A 16,840-nucleotide genomic window follows, 5' to 3' on the forward strand; every position below is an offset into this window, starting at 1 on the left:
ATTATCGATAGGGACAAACTATCATTTACATTGTACATATTTTGTTTAAATAAGGGAGGATTTTCAAGTGGCAAACGTAACTTTTAAAGGTAATCCAATGACTTTAGTTGGAACAGAAGTTAAAGTTGGCGATCAAGCGCCAAACTTCCAAGTATTAGCAAACGACTTATCTCCAGTAAGTTTAGAAACATACAAAGGCGAAGTAAAATTAATTAGTGTTGTACCTTCAATCGACACAGGTGTATGTGATGCACAAACACGTCGTTTTAACCAAGATGCAGCAGGTATTGAAAACGCGAAAGTATTAACAATTAGCGCTGATTTACCATTCGCTCAAAAACGCTGGTGTGCAGCAAACGGTTTAGAAAATGTTGTTACACTTTCTGACCACCGCGACCTTTCATTCGGTGAAGCTTATGGCTTAGTAATGAAAGAACTTCGTTTACTTGCTCGTGCAGTATTCGTAGTAGATAGCAACGACAAAGTAGTTTACGTAGAATACGTAAGCGAAGGTACAAGCCATCCAAACTATGAAGCAGCATTAGAAGCAGCAAAATCTGCGAAGTAATGTGAAGAAAATGACCTCTTATAAAGAGGTCGTTTTTTCTCATATATTGCTTCGTAAAGGTACCGATATATGAGAAAAAACGTTATATCATATATAACTTAAAGGGGAGCTCTTTGTAGGAGGTCGCTTTTTCTTTTTGGAAAAAAACACTTTGTGGTATGATATAAGTTATGTGTAAAAGAGAGAAGGAGGAATGTACGTGAGTCAGACAGTAGAAACATTATTTTCTATTTTTGATTCTTCTGCGGTAGTTTTACGTAAAGAATTAGATGTAACATATTTAGAGGCGCTTGTAGAAACAGGTGATAACTTGTTTGAAGGAGCGATTTTACAAGAGGAATTATCAGAATCAGCAATTGAAAGGCTGAATCGTGAATATAGTACGTTTAATGAAGAAACATATAAAGGTGAAGAAATTCGTAAAGCATTTCAGTTAGCCATCTTAAAAGGAATGAAAGAAGGCGTACAAGCGAATCACGAAATGACGCCTGATGCAGTTGGCATGTTCATGAGCTATTTATTCCATAAATTTATGCAAGGTAAAGCAGAAATTACTGTGTTAGACCCTGCAATTGGAACAGGTAACTTAATGACTACAGTGTTTAATAGCGCCAAAGAAGGACTAACAATGAGTGGGTTTGGTGTAGAAGTGGATGAAGTGCTAATTAAGCTTGCTTTAGTAAATGCGAATTTACAAAAGCATGCAATCGAATTCTTCCATCAAGATGGACTAGCACCACTTTATATCGATCCGGTTGATGCAGTCGTTTCAGATTTACCGATTGGTTACTATCCAAATGAAATTGGTGCAAGCGAATATAAGTTAAAAGCAGATGAAGGAATGTCGTATGCCCACCACCTATTTATTGAACAAAGTGTGAAACATACGAAAGAAGGTGGCTACTTATTCTTCTTAGTACCGAACTTCATTTTTGAAAGTGATCAAGCACCTAAATTACATGCATTTATTAAAGAAACGTGCTTTATTCAGGGGTTATTACAGCTACCTGTTTCCATGTTTAAAAACGAGAAAAATGCAAAAAGTATATTTGTTCTCCAAAAGAAAGGTCCTAGTGTAACGATGCCAAAACAGGCGTTATTAGTGGAGTTACCTAAATTCTCCAACATGAAGGCGATGGAGGACATTATGGACCAATTAAATACTTGGTTTGCAACGCATAAATAAGGATAGGTATATGTAACAGGATTAGTAATTCATGTAGTACAGTTTTATATGATATGTCATATTTTTAAATATATACTAGATTAAACTGAATTTTTTTGAAATCTGTAATATATATTTTTTCTTGGTGTTACAATTTTTTCACTTGAAATATATGTCGGACGATGTTTAAATTAAAATCGTGAGTATAAAATTTGCTAATGATGAAACGTTTTCATATGTAGTAAATTTGATCAGATAAAATCGAGCGGTTTGTGGACAGATCCACACAACTACCAAGAGAAAAAGGGGCGAAAGACTAGATGTCAAAAATCATCGCGATTAACGCAGGAAGCTCTTCCTTAAAATTCCAATTATTTGAAATGCCAAGTGAAACAGTATTAACAAAAGGTTTAGTAGAACGTATCGGTTTAGAAGATAGTATCTTCACTATTACTGTAGATGGCGAAAAACAAAAAGAAATTACAAACATTCCAGATCACGCAGTAGCAGTTAATATGCTTCTTAAAAAATTAACTGAAAACGGAATCGTTAAATCTCTAGACGAGATTGGCGGTATCGGTCACCGTGTTGTTCACGGCGGCGAAAAATTTGCTGACTCTGTTTTAATTACTGCTGAAGTATTAGCTGATATCGAAGAATTAAGCGATTTAGCACCACTTCATAACCCAGCAAACGTTGTTGGTATTAAAGCATTCCAAGAAGTATTACCAAACGTACCAGCAGTAGCAGTATTCGATACAGCATTCCACCAAACAATGCCGGAATCTGCATTCCTATACAGCTTACCATATGAGTACTATGAAAAATTCGGCATCCGTAAATACGGTTTCCACGGAACTTCTCATAAATACGTAACTGAGCGTGCGGCTGAACTATTAGGTCGTCCACTTGAAAGCTTAAGCTTACTTTCTTGTCACTTAGGTAACGGTGCAAGTATCGCAGCAGTAGAAGGCGGTAAATCTATCGATACTTCTATGGGCTTCACTCCACTTGCTGGTGTAACAATGGGTACACGTTCTGGTAACCTTGACCCTGCGTTAATTCCATACATCATGGAAAAAACAGGCCAAACAGTAGAAGAAGTAGTTAACGTATTAAACAAGAAGAGTGGTATGTTAGGTCTTACTGGTTACTCTAGTGACCTACGTGACATCATTGCGAAAGAAGAAGAAGGCGACCACCGTGCGAAAGTAGCACTTGATGTATTCGTAAGCCGTATCCACAAATACATCGGTTCTTACACTGCTCGTATGAAAGGTGTAGACGCAATCATCTTCACAGCTGGTGTAGGGGAAAACAGTGCAATTATTCGTGAGCGCGTATTAGAAGGCCTTGAGTACATGGGCGTATACTTCGACGTAAAACGTAATAACGTATTTGGTGAAGAAGCATTTATCAGCTTCCCACACTCTCCAGTAAAAATTATCGTAATTCCAACTGACGAAGAAGTTATGATCGCTCGTGACGTACTACGTCTTGGAGATATTGGTTAATATACTATATGAAAAGAAAGACGAGATCCTATAGGATTTCGTCTTTTTTCTTTTGTATAAAGTTTAAAACTCCATCTGGATATAGTACTTTTTTCTTCTGAATGAATGTTGTAATGGGAATCCATTTCGCATACGATACTGTTTGCTCATCTTGTATCTTCACTTTTTCCATTTCATAAAGAGATGTGTCTAATAAACGCAAAGAATATAGTTGAATGATTTCATGACCAATTTCCTCACCCGAATAAAAAATATTCTCTAAGCACCCTAAATAATCGGTAACTTCTATTTCTGTATGAAGTTCTTCGGTAAATTCTCGAATAACGGTATCTGCTGATCTTTCACCAAGTTCAATTGAACCGCCAAGAGGTCGGTAATATGTTTCATCGGCTGTATGATATTCTTGTACGAGAAGACGACCGTAATGTGTAGCAATGCCAAAGGCTTTTGCACGTGGATACATATACAACTACTCCTTATTTCTTTTGTATAAGGATGATTATAATGTGTTTTGCAATAAAAGGGGTCGTGTATTTAAGAATGTGGTCTAATTGTAATTCCATCAAATAAGTCACTCCAAAATGCTTCATTGTATTGAAATACATCCATAATAGGGCATTTTATAGCGCAAATATTTTGTAATCCCCAATCTTCTTCTACAACAGTTGGTACATCTGCAGGAATGAGTAATAGGACAGAAAAATTATGTTTGACTATTTGAGATAAAATTTGTTCCAGAGATTGTGCTTCTTCATATGTTCCTCCAGTTCGAATAAACAATGTGGATTGTGCCGTTTCAATTGTTGTTAGAAAACGATGAATTCGATGCTCATAGTTTAACTTAATCTCTGTATAAGAAGGCCAAGAAGCTGGTGTGTTTACATCTGTTTTAAAGTCGTGACAAGAGTCGATTTCATAGAGGGTGTCCCTTAGTCTTAATTTCGCATCATCATCCCAAAATGAGATGAAAGATAGGTTTTCGAAATGTAAAAAACGGTCAAATCGATTTTGTAATAATACATTCACTTTTTCTAATGAAGGGCTTAGCATAAAATCGATAACACCAAAAAATGGTGATAATTCGAATTGATATAAAGCCCAAGCAGGCCAGCAGTTTTGTCCTAAGCTGAATACTGCATTATATTCTTTTTTTATATCGGATAGATTCATGTGACTCATCTCATCCTTTTTGTTAATATTTTATGTCATGAAAAAATGGTATGTGAATAAAGATAGACAAGCATATATGCAAAGAATAAGCAGAAATATGTTACAATAGAAAAAAATCGAACGAGGTGGTTGTTACGATGCGATCGAAGCGAGAACAAGCCATTTTAGACAATATAAAAGAATGGGAATCGCAATTGGTTGAGCAAGAAGCGACAGATTTTCAAAAAATGTTTGATAAATGGGTACATACTACAATTGCGAAATTACCTGAGAAAAAACGAAAAGATTTCTTTACGAAAGCAGATGGATGGCTCTTTCATTTGCATGCACTCATTCAAAGTTCACAATCACAATTAGATGCGCGTAATCGTATTTTAGGAACGTCGAGATTATTTGATGAATCGATTGAGCAACTAGAGGACTTAAAAGAATTATCTATTGATCAATTAACATACATAGCAGAGCAGCAAACAGCACGACATCGTTTATATTCATTCGTACAAGGCGGAGCAACGGGTGCTGGAGGTTTATTATTATTAACAGCTGATTTTCCGGTTATGATTGCGTTAAATGTGAAGGCTGTCCAACTTATTGCCACATCATTTGGGCATGATGTGAACAAGCCTTATGAAATGATGCTTGCATTAAAGGTCTTTCATGCGTCCTTACTACCAGGAAGACTTCAGCAATACGCATGGTACAATTTACTACAAGAACTAGAGCAAGAGGATTCGTTCTTCTATGAAGGAGACGAAGCGGTGTTACAACCAGCTTCTACTGAAGTTGTGTTAAAACAAATTTTAAAAACATTTTCGATTTATGCTCTTCGTCGCAAATTGTTCCAAGGAATTCCGGTTATTGGAATGGCAATCGGGTCTACTGTAAATTATCGTTTAACGAGAAACGTTACTGAATTTGCAAATAGATTTTATCAAGTGCGCCACATAGTTGAGAAGGAAAAAAGAGCGTAAAAAAAAGCGAGAGGCCGAAGCCTTTCGCTTTTTAATTTGTTGCATGCTTTTTGGACATTGGAATAGATACTGGTTGCTTTTCTTCTGCTTTTTCTGTTTTTGGATAATAAATTAAATCCAATGTTTTTGCCTGTACAGCAATTGAAAGAATAGTAAAAGCAATTTCTGTCCAATTTAAATAATATAATGAAAGCGCAAGAACAATCGCGTCAAAGACGAAGAAAATTTGCCCAATTGTAAAACGAGTTCGTTTACTTAACACAATTGTTAAAATGTCGTCTCCGCCGGTTGCACCGCCAAATCGCAATATAAAACCGAGTCCAATACCAGCTAATGCACCGCCAACTACTGCAGCTATAAATAAATTGTTTGATAAATCGACCGTAAATGGAGAATAATTTTCCATAAGAGAATAAAATACTCCGAATGAAATCGAACCTAGGAATGAATAGCCAACCATTTTTCTACCTAAAAATGAAGCACATAGTAAAATAATTGGGATATCCATCATTACAGTTGAAATAGATGGTGAAATATCATAAAAATTTTGGATGAATAGTGCGATACCTACAAAGCCACCTTCTGTTAAGTGGTTTTGAAAGTGAATGTGATATAGCGCTGCTGCTAAAATAAATGAACCGATTAAAACCATAAAAATTTCTTTAATAATTTGTCGACTTTGGATGTTCCTCATCGTTATTCCTTCTTTCCGTAGTTAGTAGTCCTTTTTGTGTTGTAAACTAACTACGAGCTCACATGTAGCTTCAGTTAGTTTACGAAAAAAACTAACTACGCTATATGTCGCTGAAGAAATAACGAATAATCCTCTCGTCCATCAATTCTCCCTACCTTCGTTTTAGTTTAAGTCTTAAAACGACTAAACAAAACGTGGAGTAGGATTCTTCATTTAGCAATCCTGCTCTTCTTTGTTTTGTTTAGCTAGTAACAATTAAGTCCTAAACAAAACGCTATGTGTAAGAAGAGTCTTTTTTTTGCCAAATTATCCTTCGGGCAATCATAATTTCCCCACTCTCGTATTTTTTTCGCTAGACTAAAGTATCTGAGCTGAAAAATACGCTACGTGTATGATTCGTCAATACGATGCCACATGCTCCTTCGAGCGATCATGATATCAAAATCCCTTCCTTCAAGATTTATATTATTATATCATACTTTCAAAAAATGTATGCGGATGGAAACCGACAATAAACGAAGGAAATCTACAAAAATTGTTATGTTTAAATATTTTTGTAGAAAAGCCTAAGTTATTTCGGAGAATTGGACAGTTTTTTAAAGTTTGTCCAATAAGTAAAAAAAGAAGAGTTTTTATTCAGTTGTATTTTTATCATCACTTTTATCTTTAAAAAACGCATCCCAGCTAATTACACTTAAAAAAGTTAAAGCGATAATAACGAAAGCGCGCATAAGTTTGAACCTCCTTTTGTACATAGTATATGAATCATTCGTTTTGGAATGTGTCATTTTTTTACAACTCTTAACTATTATGAGATTATATTAATATAGATAGATAAAGGGGAGAGTGAGCATATGCTAAAAGACATGTTCAAAAGAAAAGAATTAATATGCGTTTCATGTCAGAAAAAGATTCAATATGAAGAAGAGCTCGTTGCTTTTGTAAAGTTGCCGAAAGAAAGAAGTATATTAGTTGGTCCGTTTGATGTATGTTTGGCAAAAACAGCACAAGAAATATATTGTAAATCGTGTTACGGCAAAAAAGCATGACCCAAAGTAATTGAGGGGCATGCTTTTTTCATTGGTGTGCCTTCCCCTCAGATACATTTTGAGTGAGTCGATACCAAAGCCAAAGGTCATTGATGATGGAAGCGAGATCGGCAATTTCTGAATTCAGTTTGCAAGAAACTTCAAAGTCTTCTTCGTTATTTAAATGATGTTGTTTTGCATTAATATAATGTTCGAGTTCTTTTATACGATCAGGAATTTTGCCGCGAACTTGTTCCCATTTTAGTAAAATAGCGTGCTGTGTTTTTTCAGAGATGTCATCCCATTCTTCTTGTATATTCGGCACTGCAATTCCTAGATGCTCATTGTATATAAAATATTTTTCCATAGATACACCTCCATTTTCCTGCCTCTATTTTACATAAAAAAAGAAAGAAGTTCGACGAAATTGTTTGAAAAAATTTGAAAATGACTCTTGATACATTTTGTAAAAGGTGTTAAAGTGTGAATTATTATAAAAGAAAATGAATATTTATTCTTTAGGGGGATGCAAAAATGGAGAAGAAAAAAGTTGTGTTAGCATATTCCGGAGGTCTTGATACTTCCGTTGCAATTAAATGGTTACAAGAGAAGAATTATGATATTATCGCGCTTTGTTTAGACTTAGGGGAAGGTAAAGACTTAGCATTTGTAAAAGAAAAAGCACTTTCAGTAGGTGCAATTAAATCATATATGATTGATGTTCAAGAAGAATTTGCAAATGAATATGCATTGATGGCGATGCAAGCGCACACGTTATACGAAGGGAAATATCCTCTCGTTTCAGCGTTATCACGCCCGCTTATCGCGAAGAAATTAGTAGAAATTGCAGAACAAGAAGGGGCGACTGCAGTTGCGCATGGATGCACAGGGAAAGGGAATGATCAAGTTCGTTTTGAAGTTTCTATTCAAGCGTTAAATCCTTACCTAGAAGTAATTGCACCTGTACGTGAATGGAAATGGTCACGTGAAGAAGAAATTGCTTATGCAAAAGAAAATAACGTACCAATTCCGATTAATTTAGATAGCCCATTTTCAATCGATCAAAACTTATGGGGACGCAGCAATGAATGTGGCATTTTAGAAGATCCATGGGCAGCACCGCCAGAAGATGCATATGAGATGACATTGGCATTAGAAGATACACCGAATAAACCAGAGTTTGTAGAAATCGGCTTTGAAGCAGGCGTGCCAACTACTTTAAATGGCACTGCATATCCACTTTCAGAATTAATTAAAACGCTAAATGCACTTGCTGGAAAACATGGCGTTGGACGTATCGATCACGTAGAAAATCGTCTTGTTGGTATTAAATCGCGTGAAGTATACGAATGCCCAGCAGCGATGACATTAATTACGGCGCATAAGGAACTTGAAGATTTAACACTTGTAAAAGAAGTAGCGCATTTTAAACCGATGATTGAGCAGAAAATAACAGAACTTATTTATAACGGTTTATGGTTCTCACCTTTAAAACAAGCGCTTAACGCTTTCTTACAAGAAACACAAAAGAATGTAACAGGTACAGTGCGTGTGAAATTATTTAAAGGTCATGCGATTGTAGAAGGACGTAAATCTGAGTACTCTTTATACGATGAAAAACTAGCAACATATACTGCTCAGGACGAATTCAATCATGATGCAGCAGTTGGATTCATTTCATTATTCGGTTTACCGACGAAAGTATACAGCCAAGTAAATCAAAAGAAGGTGGAAGCGTGAGCAAACTTTGGGGCGGACGTTTTACAGAAGAAGCGGAAGCATGGGTTGAAGAGTTCGGAGCATCCATCTCCTTCGATCAACAATTAGTAAATCAAGATATAAACGGAAGTATTGCACACGTAACGATGCTAGCAAAGCAGGGCATCGTTACGAAAGAAGAAGCAGAGAAAATAAAGGCGGGGCTTCAATATTTATTAGAAGAAGCGAAACAAAATAAATTGCATTTTTCAGTTGAAGCTGAAGATATTCACTTAAACATTGAAAAAATGTTAATTGAACAAATCGGCGAAGTAGGAGGGAAACTTCATACAGGCCGAAGTCGTAATGATCAAGTAGCGACTGATATGCATTTATATTTAAAAGAAAAAGTAGAACATATTATAAAAGCTACAAAACAATTGCAAACTGTTCTTGTTCATCAAGCAGAAAATAATATTGAAACGATTATGCCTGGTTATACGCATTTACAGCGTGCCCAGCCGATTTCATTTGCACATCATATTCTCGCTTACTTTTGGATGTTAGAGCGCGATGTGAATCGTTATGAAGATTCGTTAAAGCGTATTAACATTTCACCGTTAGGAGCAGGAGCGTTAGCTGGGACAACATTCCCGATTGACCGAGAATATAGTGCGGAACTACTTGGATTTAATGGAATTTATGAAAATAGTTTAGATGCAGTAAGCGATCGTGATTTCATACTGGAGTTCCTAAGTAACTCATCTATGCTCATGATGCACTTATCACGCTTTTGCGAAGAACTTATTTTATGGAGTAGCCAAGAGTTTCAGTTTATTGAAATGAGCGATCAATACGCAACGGGAAGCAGCATTATGCCACAAAAGAAAAATCCAGATATGGCGGAACTAATCCGCGGTAAAACAGGCAGAGTGTACGGTAATTTATTTAGTTTACTTACAGTCATGAAAGGATTACCGCTCGCGTACAATAAAGACTTACAAGAAGATAAAGAAGGAATGTTTGATACAGTAAAAACAGTAGAAGGCTGCCTTCATATTATGGCAGGCATGTTAGAGACAATGACTGTCAACAAAGAAAAGATGGGGCAAGCTGTAACGCAAGATTTCTCTAACGCAACAGAAATTGCTGACTACTTAGCAAGTAAAGGACTACCATTCCGTCAAGCGCATGAAATTGTTGGGAAGCTAGTGCTACACTGTACACAAAAAGAAATTTATTTAGTAGATGTACCACTTGAAACGTATAAAGAAATGAGCTTGTTATTTGAAGAAGATTTGTATGAAGTTCTTTCACCATATGCAGCTGTAAAGCGTCGTAACAGTGCTGGCGGGACTGGGTTTGAACAGATTGAAAAAGCTTTGGAGAAGGCGAAAGGATTAGTTGGAGAGTTTGTAGGAATTAAATGATGTATATAGAAGGTAAGGTGCTTTTTATAGAAAGCACCTTACCTTTTGGTATTTAGATTTTTACAGGAGTATTTATCATTTCATAATTATTTTTCATAATCATAAAATGATGTTTCTCATGTATCGCTAATAGCTGAATAGATTGAATCAAATTAGGGTAGTGAGCAATTGGATCTAAAAATACGATATGCCCTGCAATATTTTCTACTATATTTTGAACGAGCTTTTTTATTTCATCTGTTTCATGTGCAAGTAATTCTTCTAATCCAGTTACATTCATAGAGTGATAGATTTTTTTTGAAGGAATTAAAATCCAAGGAGCTTTCATTCCTTTACCATGCTTTTCTTTATATTCGGCATAAATGTCATGTATGTCAGTTGCAAATGGGGCATTTTTTCTTAGCTTTGCATAAGGGATAAGAGTGAGAGAGAATTTAATTGCTACTTTGAGCATCTTTGCAATTAAATATAAGTGATAAAAGTGTTCACCAATAGACCATTTTTTGTCCTCTTTCCTATACCATAGTTGTTCTTGTGAGAGTGAATGGAGATGAGGAAGGAACTCGTTTCTTTGTACATGTAATGTATGAAAATGTATTGAGATATTTTCAGATTTCATATTTTCGTATCCTCCACACGGTTTTCCTAATTATAACATTTTTCGTGTGGATGTAAGTAAGCCTAGAGCATTTTGCTCTAGGCTTACAATGTATCAATTAATCATACTTATGTCGATCTTCCGTAATTCGAATAAACTCAATATCCATTAAATCTCGTAGTAATGCACCGTTACTTAGTTCCACACCATGTTTCTCTTTAAAATGTGTACGGATCGTATGTAACATTTCGATTTCTTTCCCATTCACATCTAAAATAATACGTTCAGAATCATCCATGTAGCAACCTCCTTTTGTAAACATGTATATTTTGTCCGTCTATTCCTAAAAAATGTATGTTAACCTAATGTTAGAAAATAAGAAAGGAATGGAAAATGAGACGTATTTATTTTATAGCGCTAATTTTGTACACGCTAATTGTATTACACGTTGCATTCCCAAATATCTTTTCATTTGAGGATGTAGAAACAGTACACGTTGGGATATTTATCTTTATGCTATTTGTAGTAGATTGCTGTATTTCGATATGGCTTTCGAAAAGAAAACATGTACAAGATAAAAAAGAAATGGAACGAAAAAAGAGAAAACGTTCATTTTGGATGATGACGTACTGTTTAGCTTTAGTACTTACTGCTGCTTTTTTTAGTGAGCATATTCCATTAGAAAGAGTAAATATTGGATTTGGAGCATTCGTATTTGCATACTATTTTTTCATGCACTTTCTTCCTTATATGAAAGAAAAGCGAGGAGAAGAGGAAGATCCGCTTGTAGAAGAAGCGAGAGAACAAGAACATAAGAGAATAGAAGAAGATATACAAAACCTTGGAGAACAAAAATGGTATTTGAAGTCCAAAATCATATATGTTCTTTGCTTTATTACGCCGCCAATTGGTTATTTGTATGTATTCTGCCTTCGTAAAACAATGACAGAAGATGCAAGGCAATCTTATTTAACGGTAGCTACGATTATGATGGCGTTATGGTCTTTGAAGTTTCTACCTCCTTATGTATTGGCAATTACCGTTGTTGTTATAGCTTGTCTTGTATTTCTAGTAAAATATGTGAAATGAAAAACACCAAGCCCATGTGGACTTGGTGTTTTATTTATAAATTAAAGATCACCTTGCTCCTCATCACCACGAACAACAAGGACATCGCATTTCGCATAGCGAATAATATGTTCAGAGACGCTACCAATTAGGAAACGCTCAACAGCATTTAAACCAGTCGCACCACACATAATTAAATCTACTTTATGGTTTGGAGCAATTTCTTTTGAAATTTTAGATTTAGGATTACCAAATTCTAATACAGTCTCAATTTTTTCAAGGCCAGCTTCAAGCGCAGTTTTTTTGTAGTCTTCTAATAAGTCTTCTGCAAATAGATTTGCACGTTCAGCAATTGCGCGGCTATAAGCCTCTACTGCTGAGTATGCTTTTACATCAACGATATGTGCAATTGTTAATGTTGCATTGTTTCGTTTTGCGACTTGAATTGCTTTTTTAAAGGCTTTTTCTGCTTCTTTAGAACCATCCACCGCGATTAAAATATTTGTATATGTATTATTCATAGTAAATTCCTCCCAATCATTTTTATTACCGTTTACAACTTTATTATAAAACAAATTTTGGTAATGTGCTTGTCGGAAACGTTACAGAATTTTGAAAACTCTGTTTCAATTCATTTTAGTTGTAATTGGTGCGAGAACTTGTTACATATGAAGTATAGCAATTTAAAAGGAGGCAGTTTTGTGAGACATGCGCTCATTACAGCCGGTACGAAAGGTTTAGGAAAGCAAGTAACAGAAAAGTTATTGGCAAAAGGATATGCAGTAACAGTAACATATCATAGCGATATAACGGCTATGGAAACGATGAAAGAAACATGTAAAAATATGGAAGAACGTCTACAATTCGTGCAAGCGGATGTCACGAAAAAGGAAGATTTACATAAAATAGTAGAAGAAGCGATAAGCCGTTTTGGCAAAATTGATTTCTTAATTAATAATGCTGGTCCATATGTATTTGAACGAAAAAAGTTAGTCGATTATGAAGAAGATGAATGGAATGAGATGATTCAGGGTAATTTAACAGCTGTATTTCATTTGTTGAAACTTGTCGTTCCGATTATGAGAAAACAGAACTTTGGCCGTATTATTAATTACGGATTCCAAGGTGCAGATAGTGCACCGGGATGGATTTATCGTTCAGCTTTTGCAGCAGCGAAAGTAGGACTTGTTTCATTAACGAAAACAGTTGCTTACGAAGAAGCAGAATATGGAATTACTGCAAATATGGTATGTCCTGGTGATATTATTGGTGAAATGAAAGAAGCGACAATTCAAGAAGCACGTCAGTTGAAAGAACGTAAAACACCAATTGGTAGATCTGGAACAGGCGAAGATATCGCAAGAATGATTTCGTTTTTATGCGAGGAAGATTCCGATATGATTACCGGTACAATTATTGAAGTAACGGGTGCAGTAGATGTTATTCATAGACATCGATAGAATGAAATAAAGTGAAGTTTCGAATAATTGGACAGTTTATCCTTTATGCTGATAGTTGTGGATAATACTGTCCTTTAATATAAAATTAAATCTATCGGAAAACTTGTATTATTTTTTGTCAAATATTGAGATATTATGTTAAAATATAAGAGCGTAGAAAGCGCTTTAAAAAATGATTCAGGGGTCATTTCATAACTCAAGGGGGAACTAATAATGCGTATCGGTATTCCAACAGAAATTAAAAACAATGAAAACCGCGTGGCAATGACGCCAGCGGGAGCAGTACATTTAGTACAAAATGGTCATGAAGTTTTTGTTCAAAAAGGAGCAGGTTTAGGATCTGGTTTTACGGATGAAGAATACGTACAAGCTGGTGCGAAACTTGTTGAAACTGCTGAAGAAGCATGGAATCAAGATATGGTTATGAAGGTAAAAGAGCCAGTTGCAAGTGAATACGGCTATTTCCGCGAAGGTTTAATTTTATTCACATACTTACACTTAGCTCCAGAACCAGAATTAACGAAAGCATTAATTGATAACAAAGTTGTATCAATTGCATACGAAACAGTACAATTAGACAATCGTTCACTACCATTACTTGCACCTATGAGTGAAGTAGCAGGTCGTATGTCTGCACAAATCGGTGCACAATTCCTTGAGAAAAACAAAGGCGGTAAAGGTATTTTACTTGCAGGCGTTCCAGGGGTAAAACGCGGCAAAGTAACAATTATCGGCGGTGGTCAAGCTGGTACAAACGCAGCGAAGATTGCAGTAGGTTTAGGTGCAGATGTAACAATCATCGACTTAAGTGCAGAACGTCTTCGTCAACTAGATGACATTTTCGGTAACCAAGTAAAAACGTTAATGTCTAATCCATACAACATCGCAGAAGCTGTAAAAGAATCTGACCTTGTGATTGGTGCGGTATTAATTCCAGGTGCAAAAGCGCCAAAACTTGTAACAGAAGAAATGATTCAATCAATGGAACCAGGTTCTGTCGTTGTAGATATCGCGATTGACCAAGGTGGTATTTTCGAAACAACTGACCGTATTACAACTCACGACAACCCAACTTACGAAAAACATGGCGTTGTTCATTATGCAGTTGCTAATATGCCAGGTGCGGTTCCACGTACATCAACTCTTGCATTAACAAACGTAACAGTACCATATGCAGTACAAATTGCGAACAAAGGCTATAAAGATGCTTGCTTAGGCAACACTGCATTATTAAAAGGTATTAACACATTAGATGGATATGTAACATTCGAAGCAGTTGCAGAAGCTCACGGCTTACAATACGCTGATGCAAAAGAGCTACTTGAAAAAGCTCCTGCTTTATCATAATAGAGATATATGCGAGACCTTCCTTTTTATGGGGAGGGTCTTTTTTTATGGGTAATAACATGTAAAAATGGGTATTTATTGATGTTAATCGATCTTTATTATGATAATTTAGAATTATATAATAAAAAAAGAGGGGATTCGGTGGGGAGTAAAAAGAGGAAGCAAAAGCAAGCTAAAAGACAAAAATATATAAAGAAAAAACAGGAACAGAACATACCTCTTTCAAAAAAAGTAGTCCTTATAATAGAAAAAACATTTCGGTATATTTGTATGGCTCTGTATGTAATTTTGTGTATGTATTCATTTGGATTGTTTTATAGTTTTGAGATAACTCCTAATATTATTGAGAGTATTTTAGAATTTCTCCTTGTTGCAATAGAATTAGTCTTATTCTTTATATTTTTTGATACAGTATGGCCTAGTCATGAAAGTAAGAAAGATAAGCAAAGAAAAATGAGCAAAAAATCTTCATATGCTTCAAGTTCATCAAGTGATGGTAGAGGAGACTAAGCTAGTTTTTCAGGAGAACGACTAATGAAAGGATGAGACGAAAGATGGAAACTGTGAACTTAATAGAATTAACAAAGGACATTCAAGATCAGCATAAAAACTTCGTCGTTTCAAATGTAAATAGTCATTGCTTACGAATCGCTGTATTTATTGGTGAATATGATTGGCACTATCATTCTAATTCGGATGAATTATTTATTGTACTAGAGGGAGAATTACTTATCGATTTTGAAGATGGAGAAACGGCAGTTTTAAAGCCAAATGATTCTATCTTAATTCCAGCATGCACGATTCATAGAACGAGAGCGTTAAAGAGAACGGTAAATCTTTGTTTTGAAAATATAGAAGCTGATACGATTAAAGTGGAGCAATTATGAAAAAGTTATCTGTAGTTGAGTATAGAAAAATTCTTCCGATTTTAGAAAGTCATACAAAAACGACGACGTTTGCTTATGCGGTATGTGATCAAATGATAGATGGTGAGGTTTTTACAAACGAGAAATTAACAGCAGGATTAATTCGTACAGCTAACGGTATCTATTATTTATTTGGTGATACGGATGATCAAAATTATAATGAAGATTTATTTGCGTATTTAAAAATGGCTATTGAAAAAACAGAGAAGAGATTTACACTCTTCGCTTCAAGTGAAGAGTGGGAAATGATGATTGAAGGGCGTTTTAGTAATGTACTTCGGAATATGCCACGAATGAAATTCCAAAGAGAAATCTTTGAAGAGAGAAAACAAGATGCAAACAAAAATACATATGAAGTGAAGCGTATTGATAAAAGTGATATAGAACGAAGCAATGAATTTACAGAGGAGTACTATAAAGAATATTGGGGGTCAAAAGAGCTATTTTTGAACAGTGGTTTCGGATTTTGTATAGAACAAGATGGGATAATTGTAGCTGAATGTGTTTCGATATTTAATGGGAATGGATTTGCTGAAATTGATATTGCGACGCATAAAGCATATCAAGGGAAAGGATTAGCTCAAGCTGTTGCAACACGGTTTATTGAACATTGCATGCAAAATGATATTAAACCGTGCTGGGATTGTTATGTAGACAATATTCCTTCGCAACAATTAGCTAGTAAATTAAGTTTTCATAATCCAATAGAATATAGATTGTTTGTACGTAAGAAAACGGGGGAATAAAAATGAATGTAGAATTAACGAGATTTAAAGTGAAGCCTGGTAAAAGTCATCGTGTAGATGAATGGATGCAGCTTCTGAATGACAATATGAAAGAAGTACTTTTGACATTAAACGACGAAAAGATGTACGTTGAGACAATTTTCCGGGAAATAAGAGATGGAGAAGAGTACTTATATTGGTATTCTGTGCAAGGAGAAGCTGGGGCTCTTGTCGAAAATTCTCATCATGAAATTGATAAAAAGCACTTAGCGTTTTGGTATGAATGTATTGATGAAGAAGTACAGTCTGTTGATATGAAAACAGAAGTTGTTATGATTCAAGATGTTGTGAAGGAAGCGATGAAATAATAGAATAGTATGTTGGAGAGAAGCGCATCAAAATAGATGTGCTTTTTATTTTGAAAAAAATTATAGAAAAGCTGTATACATTTTACGCTCTCAAACGTTGAGTATATAGA

The 16,840-nt window shown here is 35.3% G+C and carries 21 protein-coding genes; 14 read left to right on the forward strand and 7 right to left on the reverse strand.

The window, feature by feature from the left end; all coding sequences use genetic code 11:
- The first annotated feature begins 67 nt into the window (after nucleotides 1–67).
- From tpx to ackA, 3 genes are all read left to right on the forward strand, one after another.
- Nucleotides 68–568 (forward strand): thiol peroxidase, encoded by a 501-nt coding sequence (tpx, locus tag VF726_RS07390; RefSeq protein WP_000024529.1) that lies wholly within the window; start codon nucleotides 68–70, stop codon nucleotides 566–568.
- 199 nt (nucleotides 569–767) lie between these two features.
- Nucleotides 768–1,754: a class I SAM-dependent methyltransferase gene (locus VF726_RS07395; RefSeq protein ID WP_440167085.1), complete on the forward strand. Its 987-nt coding sequence runs from the start codon at nucleotides 768–770 to the stop codon at nucleotides 1,752–1,754.
- 299 nt (nucleotides 1,755–2,053) lie between these two features.
- The gene (gene ackA / locus VF726_RS07400; RefSeq protein ID WP_440167087.1) at nucleotides 2,054–3,247 is read left to right on the forward strand and encodes an acetate kinase; all 1,194 of its coding nucleotides are present in this window, start codon (nucleotides 2,054–2,056) and stop codon (nucleotides 3,245–3,247) included.
- Nucleotides 3,248–3,275: 28 nt separating this feature from the next.
- Here ackA and VF726_RS07405 read toward each other — a convergent pair whose 3' ends face one another.
- Nucleotides 3,276–3,710 carry an NUDIX hydrolase gene (locus tag VF726_RS07405; RefSeq protein ID WP_440167089.1) on the reverse strand — a complete coding sequence of 145 codons (435 nt, stop codon included), beginning with the start codon at nucleotides 3,708–3,710 and terminating at the stop codon, nucleotides 3,276–3,278.
- A gap of 71 nt (nucleotides 3,711–3,781) precedes the next feature.
- Nucleotides 3,782–4,417 carry a DUF1796 family putative cysteine peptidase gene (locus VF726_RS07410; protein WP_440167091.1) on the reverse strand — a complete coding sequence of 212 codons (636 nt, stop codon included), beginning with the start codon at nucleotides 4,415–4,417 and terminating at the stop codon, nucleotides 3,782–3,784.
- 137 nt (nucleotides 4,418–4,554) lie between these two features.
- Here VF726_RS07410 and VF726_RS07415 point away from each other — a divergent pair, with 137 nt between their 5' ends.
- Nucleotides 4,555–5,388: an EcsC family protein gene (locus VF726_RS07415; protein ID WP_166703015.1), complete on the forward strand. Its 834-nt coding sequence runs from the start codon at nucleotides 4,555–4,557 to the stop codon at nucleotides 5,386–5,388.
- Between the two features lie 31 nt (nucleotides 5,389–5,419).
- On the opposite strand, the gene VF726_RS07420 is transcribed toward VF726_RS07415, so the two are convergent.
- Nucleotides 5,420–6,082 (reverse strand): YitT family protein, encoded by a 663-nt coding sequence (locus VF726_RS07420; RefSeq protein WP_087957177.1) that lies wholly within the window; start codon nucleotides 6,080–6,082, stop codon nucleotides 5,420–5,422.
- Between the two features lie 854 nt (nucleotides 6,083–6,936).
- Between VF726_RS07420 and VF726_RS07425 the strand changes: the two genes are divergently transcribed.
- Nucleotides 6,937–7,131, forward strand: a complete 195-nt coding sequence (locus VF726_RS07425; RefSeq protein ID WP_440167094.1) for a hypothetical protein — start codon at nucleotides 6,937–6,939, stop codon at nucleotides 7,129–7,131.
- A 28-nt stretch (nucleotides 7,132–7,159) separates the two neighbouring features.
- Here the strand turns inward: VF726_RS07425 and VF726_RS07430 are convergent, their stop codons facing one another.
- On the reverse strand, nucleotides 7,160–7,477 hold the full coding sequence (locus tag VF726_RS07430; RefSeq protein ID WP_440167096.1) for a radical SAM protein: 318 nt from the start codon (nucleotides 7,475–7,477) through the stop codon (nucleotides 7,160–7,162).
- Between the two features lie 167 nt (nucleotides 7,478–7,644).
- Between VF726_RS07430 and VF726_RS07435 the strand changes: the two genes are divergently transcribed.
- On the forward strand, nucleotides 7,645–8,850 hold the full coding sequence (locus VF726_RS07435) for an argininosuccinate synthase (RefSeq protein WP_000412329.1): 1,206 nt from the start codon (nucleotides 7,645–7,647) through the stop codon (nucleotides 8,848–8,850).
- A complete protein-coding gene (argH, locus tag VF726_RS07440) occupies nucleotides 8,847–10,238 on the forward strand; it encodes an argininosuccinate lyase (RefSeq protein ID WP_440167098.1) in 1,392 nt (463 codons plus the stop codon). Before VF726_RS07435 ends, argH begins: the two co-directional genes overlap by 4 nt.
- A gap of 52 nt (nucleotides 10,239–10,290) precedes the next feature.
- Here the strand turns inward: argH and VF726_RS07445 are convergent, their stop codons facing one another.
- Both VF726_RS07445 and VF726_RS07450 read right to left on the reverse strand, forming a co-directional pair.
- Nucleotides 10,291–10,857: a DinB family protein gene (locus VF726_RS07445; RefSeq protein WP_440167100.1), complete on the reverse strand. Its 567-nt coding sequence runs from the start codon at nucleotides 10,855–10,857 to the stop codon at nucleotides 10,291–10,293.
- 97 nt (nucleotides 10,858–10,954) lie between these two features.
- Entirely contained in the window at nucleotides 10,955–11,134 is a 180-nt protein-coding gene (locus tag VF726_RS07450; RefSeq protein ID WP_440167102.1) for a ProA domain protein, read from the reverse strand.
- A gap of 95 nt (nucleotides 11,135–11,229) precedes the next feature.
- Here VF726_RS07450 and VF726_RS07455 point away from each other — a divergent pair, with 95 nt between their 5' ends.
- Nucleotides 11,230–11,925, forward strand: coding sequence for a hypothetical protein (locus VF726_RS07455; protein ID WP_440167104.1), 696 nt, complete (start codon nucleotides 11,230–11,232; stop codon nucleotides 11,923–11,925).
- Nucleotides 11,926–11,966: 41 nt separating this feature from the next.
- On the opposite strand, the gene VF726_RS07460 is transcribed toward VF726_RS07455, so the two are convergent.
- Nucleotides 11,967–12,425, reverse strand: coding sequence for a universal stress protein (locus VF726_RS07460; protein WP_001066672.1), 459 nt, complete (start codon nucleotides 12,423–12,425; stop codon nucleotides 11,967–11,969).
- A 147-nt stretch (nucleotides 12,426–12,572) separates the two neighbouring features.
- Here VF726_RS07460 and VF726_RS07465 point away from each other — a divergent pair, with 147 nt between their 5' ends.
- From VF726_RS07465 to VF726_RS07490, 6 genes are all read left to right on the forward strand, one after another.
- Complete coding sequence (locus VF726_RS07465) at nucleotides 12,573–13,364, forward strand: SDR family oxidoreductase (RefSeq protein WP_440167107.1); 792 nt, start codon at nucleotides 12,573–12,575, stop codon at nucleotides 13,362–13,364.
- Between the two features lie 213 nt (nucleotides 13,365–13,577).
- Entirely contained in the window at nucleotides 13,578–14,711 is a 1,134-nt protein-coding gene (gene ald, locus VF726_RS07470) for an alanine dehydrogenase (protein WP_001219405.1), read from the forward strand.
- 141 nt (nucleotides 14,712–14,852) lie between these two features.
- Nucleotides 14,853–15,221 (forward strand): hypothetical protein, encoded by a 369-nt coding sequence (locus tag VF726_RS07475; protein WP_440168278.1) that lies wholly within the window; start codon nucleotides 14,853–14,855, stop codon nucleotides 15,219–15,221.
- 44 nt (nucleotides 15,222–15,265) lie between these two features.
- Nucleotides 15,266–15,598 carry a cupin domain-containing protein gene (locus VF726_RS07480; protein ID WP_440167109.1) on the forward strand — a complete coding sequence of 111 codons (333 nt, stop codon included), beginning with the start codon at nucleotides 15,266–15,268 and terminating at the stop codon, nucleotides 15,596–15,598.
- On the forward strand, nucleotides 15,595–16,383 hold the full coding sequence (locus VF726_RS07485) for a GNAT family N-acetyltransferase (RefSeq protein WP_440167112.1): 789 nt from the start codon (nucleotides 15,595–15,597) through the stop codon (nucleotides 16,381–16,383). The genes VF726_RS07480 and VF726_RS07485 overlap by 4 nt, the downstream gene beginning before the upstream one ends.
- A 2-nt stretch (nucleotides 16,384–16,385) precedes the next feature.
- Nucleotides 16,386–16,730, forward strand: a complete 345-nt coding sequence (locus tag VF726_RS07490; RefSeq protein ID WP_440167115.1) for a DUF6176 family protein — start codon at nucleotides 16,386–16,388, stop codon at nucleotides 16,728–16,730.
- Nucleotides 16,731–16,840: the final 110 nt, after the last annotated feature.

The organism is Bacillus sp. Brlt_9 (assembly GCF_051948935.1).
Taxonomy (GTDB): domain Bacteria; phylum Bacillota; class Bacilli; order Bacillales; family Bacillaceae_G; genus Bacillus_A.

Bases quoted from the DNA above. Each gene is read 5' to 3' on its own strand.
- VF726_RS07415 (WP_166703015.1), top strand. From the start codon at position 4,555: ATGCGATCGAAGCGAGAACAAGCCATTTTAGACAATATAAAAGAATGG.
- VF726_RS07445 (WP_440167100.1), bottom strand. From the start codon at position 10,857: ATGAAATCTGAAAATATCTCAATACATTTTCATACATTACATGTACAA.
- VF726_RS07430 (WP_440167096.1), bottom strand. From the start codon at position 7,477: ATGGAAAAATATTTTATATACAATGAGCATCTAGGAATTGCAGTGCCG.
- VF726_RS07425 (WP_440167094.1), top strand. From the start codon at position 6,937: ATGCTAAAAGACATGTTCAAAAGAAAAGAATTAATATGCGTTTCATGT.
- VF726_RS07465 (WP_440167107.1), top strand. From the start codon at position 12,573: ATGAAGTATAGCAATTTAAAAGGAGGCAGTTTTGTGAGACATGCGCTC.
- VF726_RS07480 (WP_440167109.1), top strand. From the start codon at position 15,266: ATGGAAACTGTGAACTTAATAGAATTAACAAAGGACATTCAAGATCAG.
- VF726_RS07485 (WP_440167112.1), top strand. From the start codon at position 15,595: ATGAAAAAGTTATCTGTAGTTGAGTATAGAAAAATTCTTCCGATTTTA.
- VF726_RS07420 (WP_087957177.1), bottom strand. From the start codon at position 6,082: ATGAGGAACATCCAAAGTCGACAAATTATTAAAGAAATTTTTATGGTT.
- VF726_RS07460 (WP_001066672.1), bottom strand. From the start codon at position 12,425: ATGAATAATACATATACAAATATTTTAATCGCGGTGGATGGTTCTAAA.
- VF726_RS07405 (WP_440167089.1), bottom strand. From the start codon at position 3,710: ATGTATCCACGTGCAAAAGCCTTTGGCATTGCTACACATTACGGTCGT.
- ackA (WP_440167087.1), top strand. From the start codon at position 2,054: ATGTCAAAAATCATCGCGATTAACGCAGGAAGCTCTTCCTTAAAATTC.
- VF726_RS07490 (WP_440167115.1), top strand. From the start codon at position 16,386: ATGAATGTAGAATTAACGAGATTTAAAGTGAAGCCTGGTAAAAGTCAT.
- VF726_RS07410 (WP_440167091.1), bottom strand. From the start codon at position 4,417: ATGAATCTATCCGATATAAAAAAAGAATATAATGCAGTATTCAGCTTA.
- VF726_RS07450 (WP_440167102.1), bottom strand. From the start codon at position 11,134: ATGGATGATTCTGAACGTATTATTTTAGATGTGAATGGGAAAGAAATC.
- VF726_RS07435 (WP_000412329.1), top strand. From the start codon at position 7,645: ATGGAGAAGAAAAAAGTTGTGTTAGCATATTCCGGAGGTCTTGATACT.
- VF726_RS07455 (WP_440167104.1), top strand. From the start codon at position 11,230: ATGAGACGTATTTATTTTATAGCGCTAATTTTGTACACGCTAATTGTA.
- ald (WP_001219405.1), top strand. From the start codon at position 13,578: ATGCGTATCGGTATTCCAACAGAAATTAAAAACAATGAAAACCGCGTG.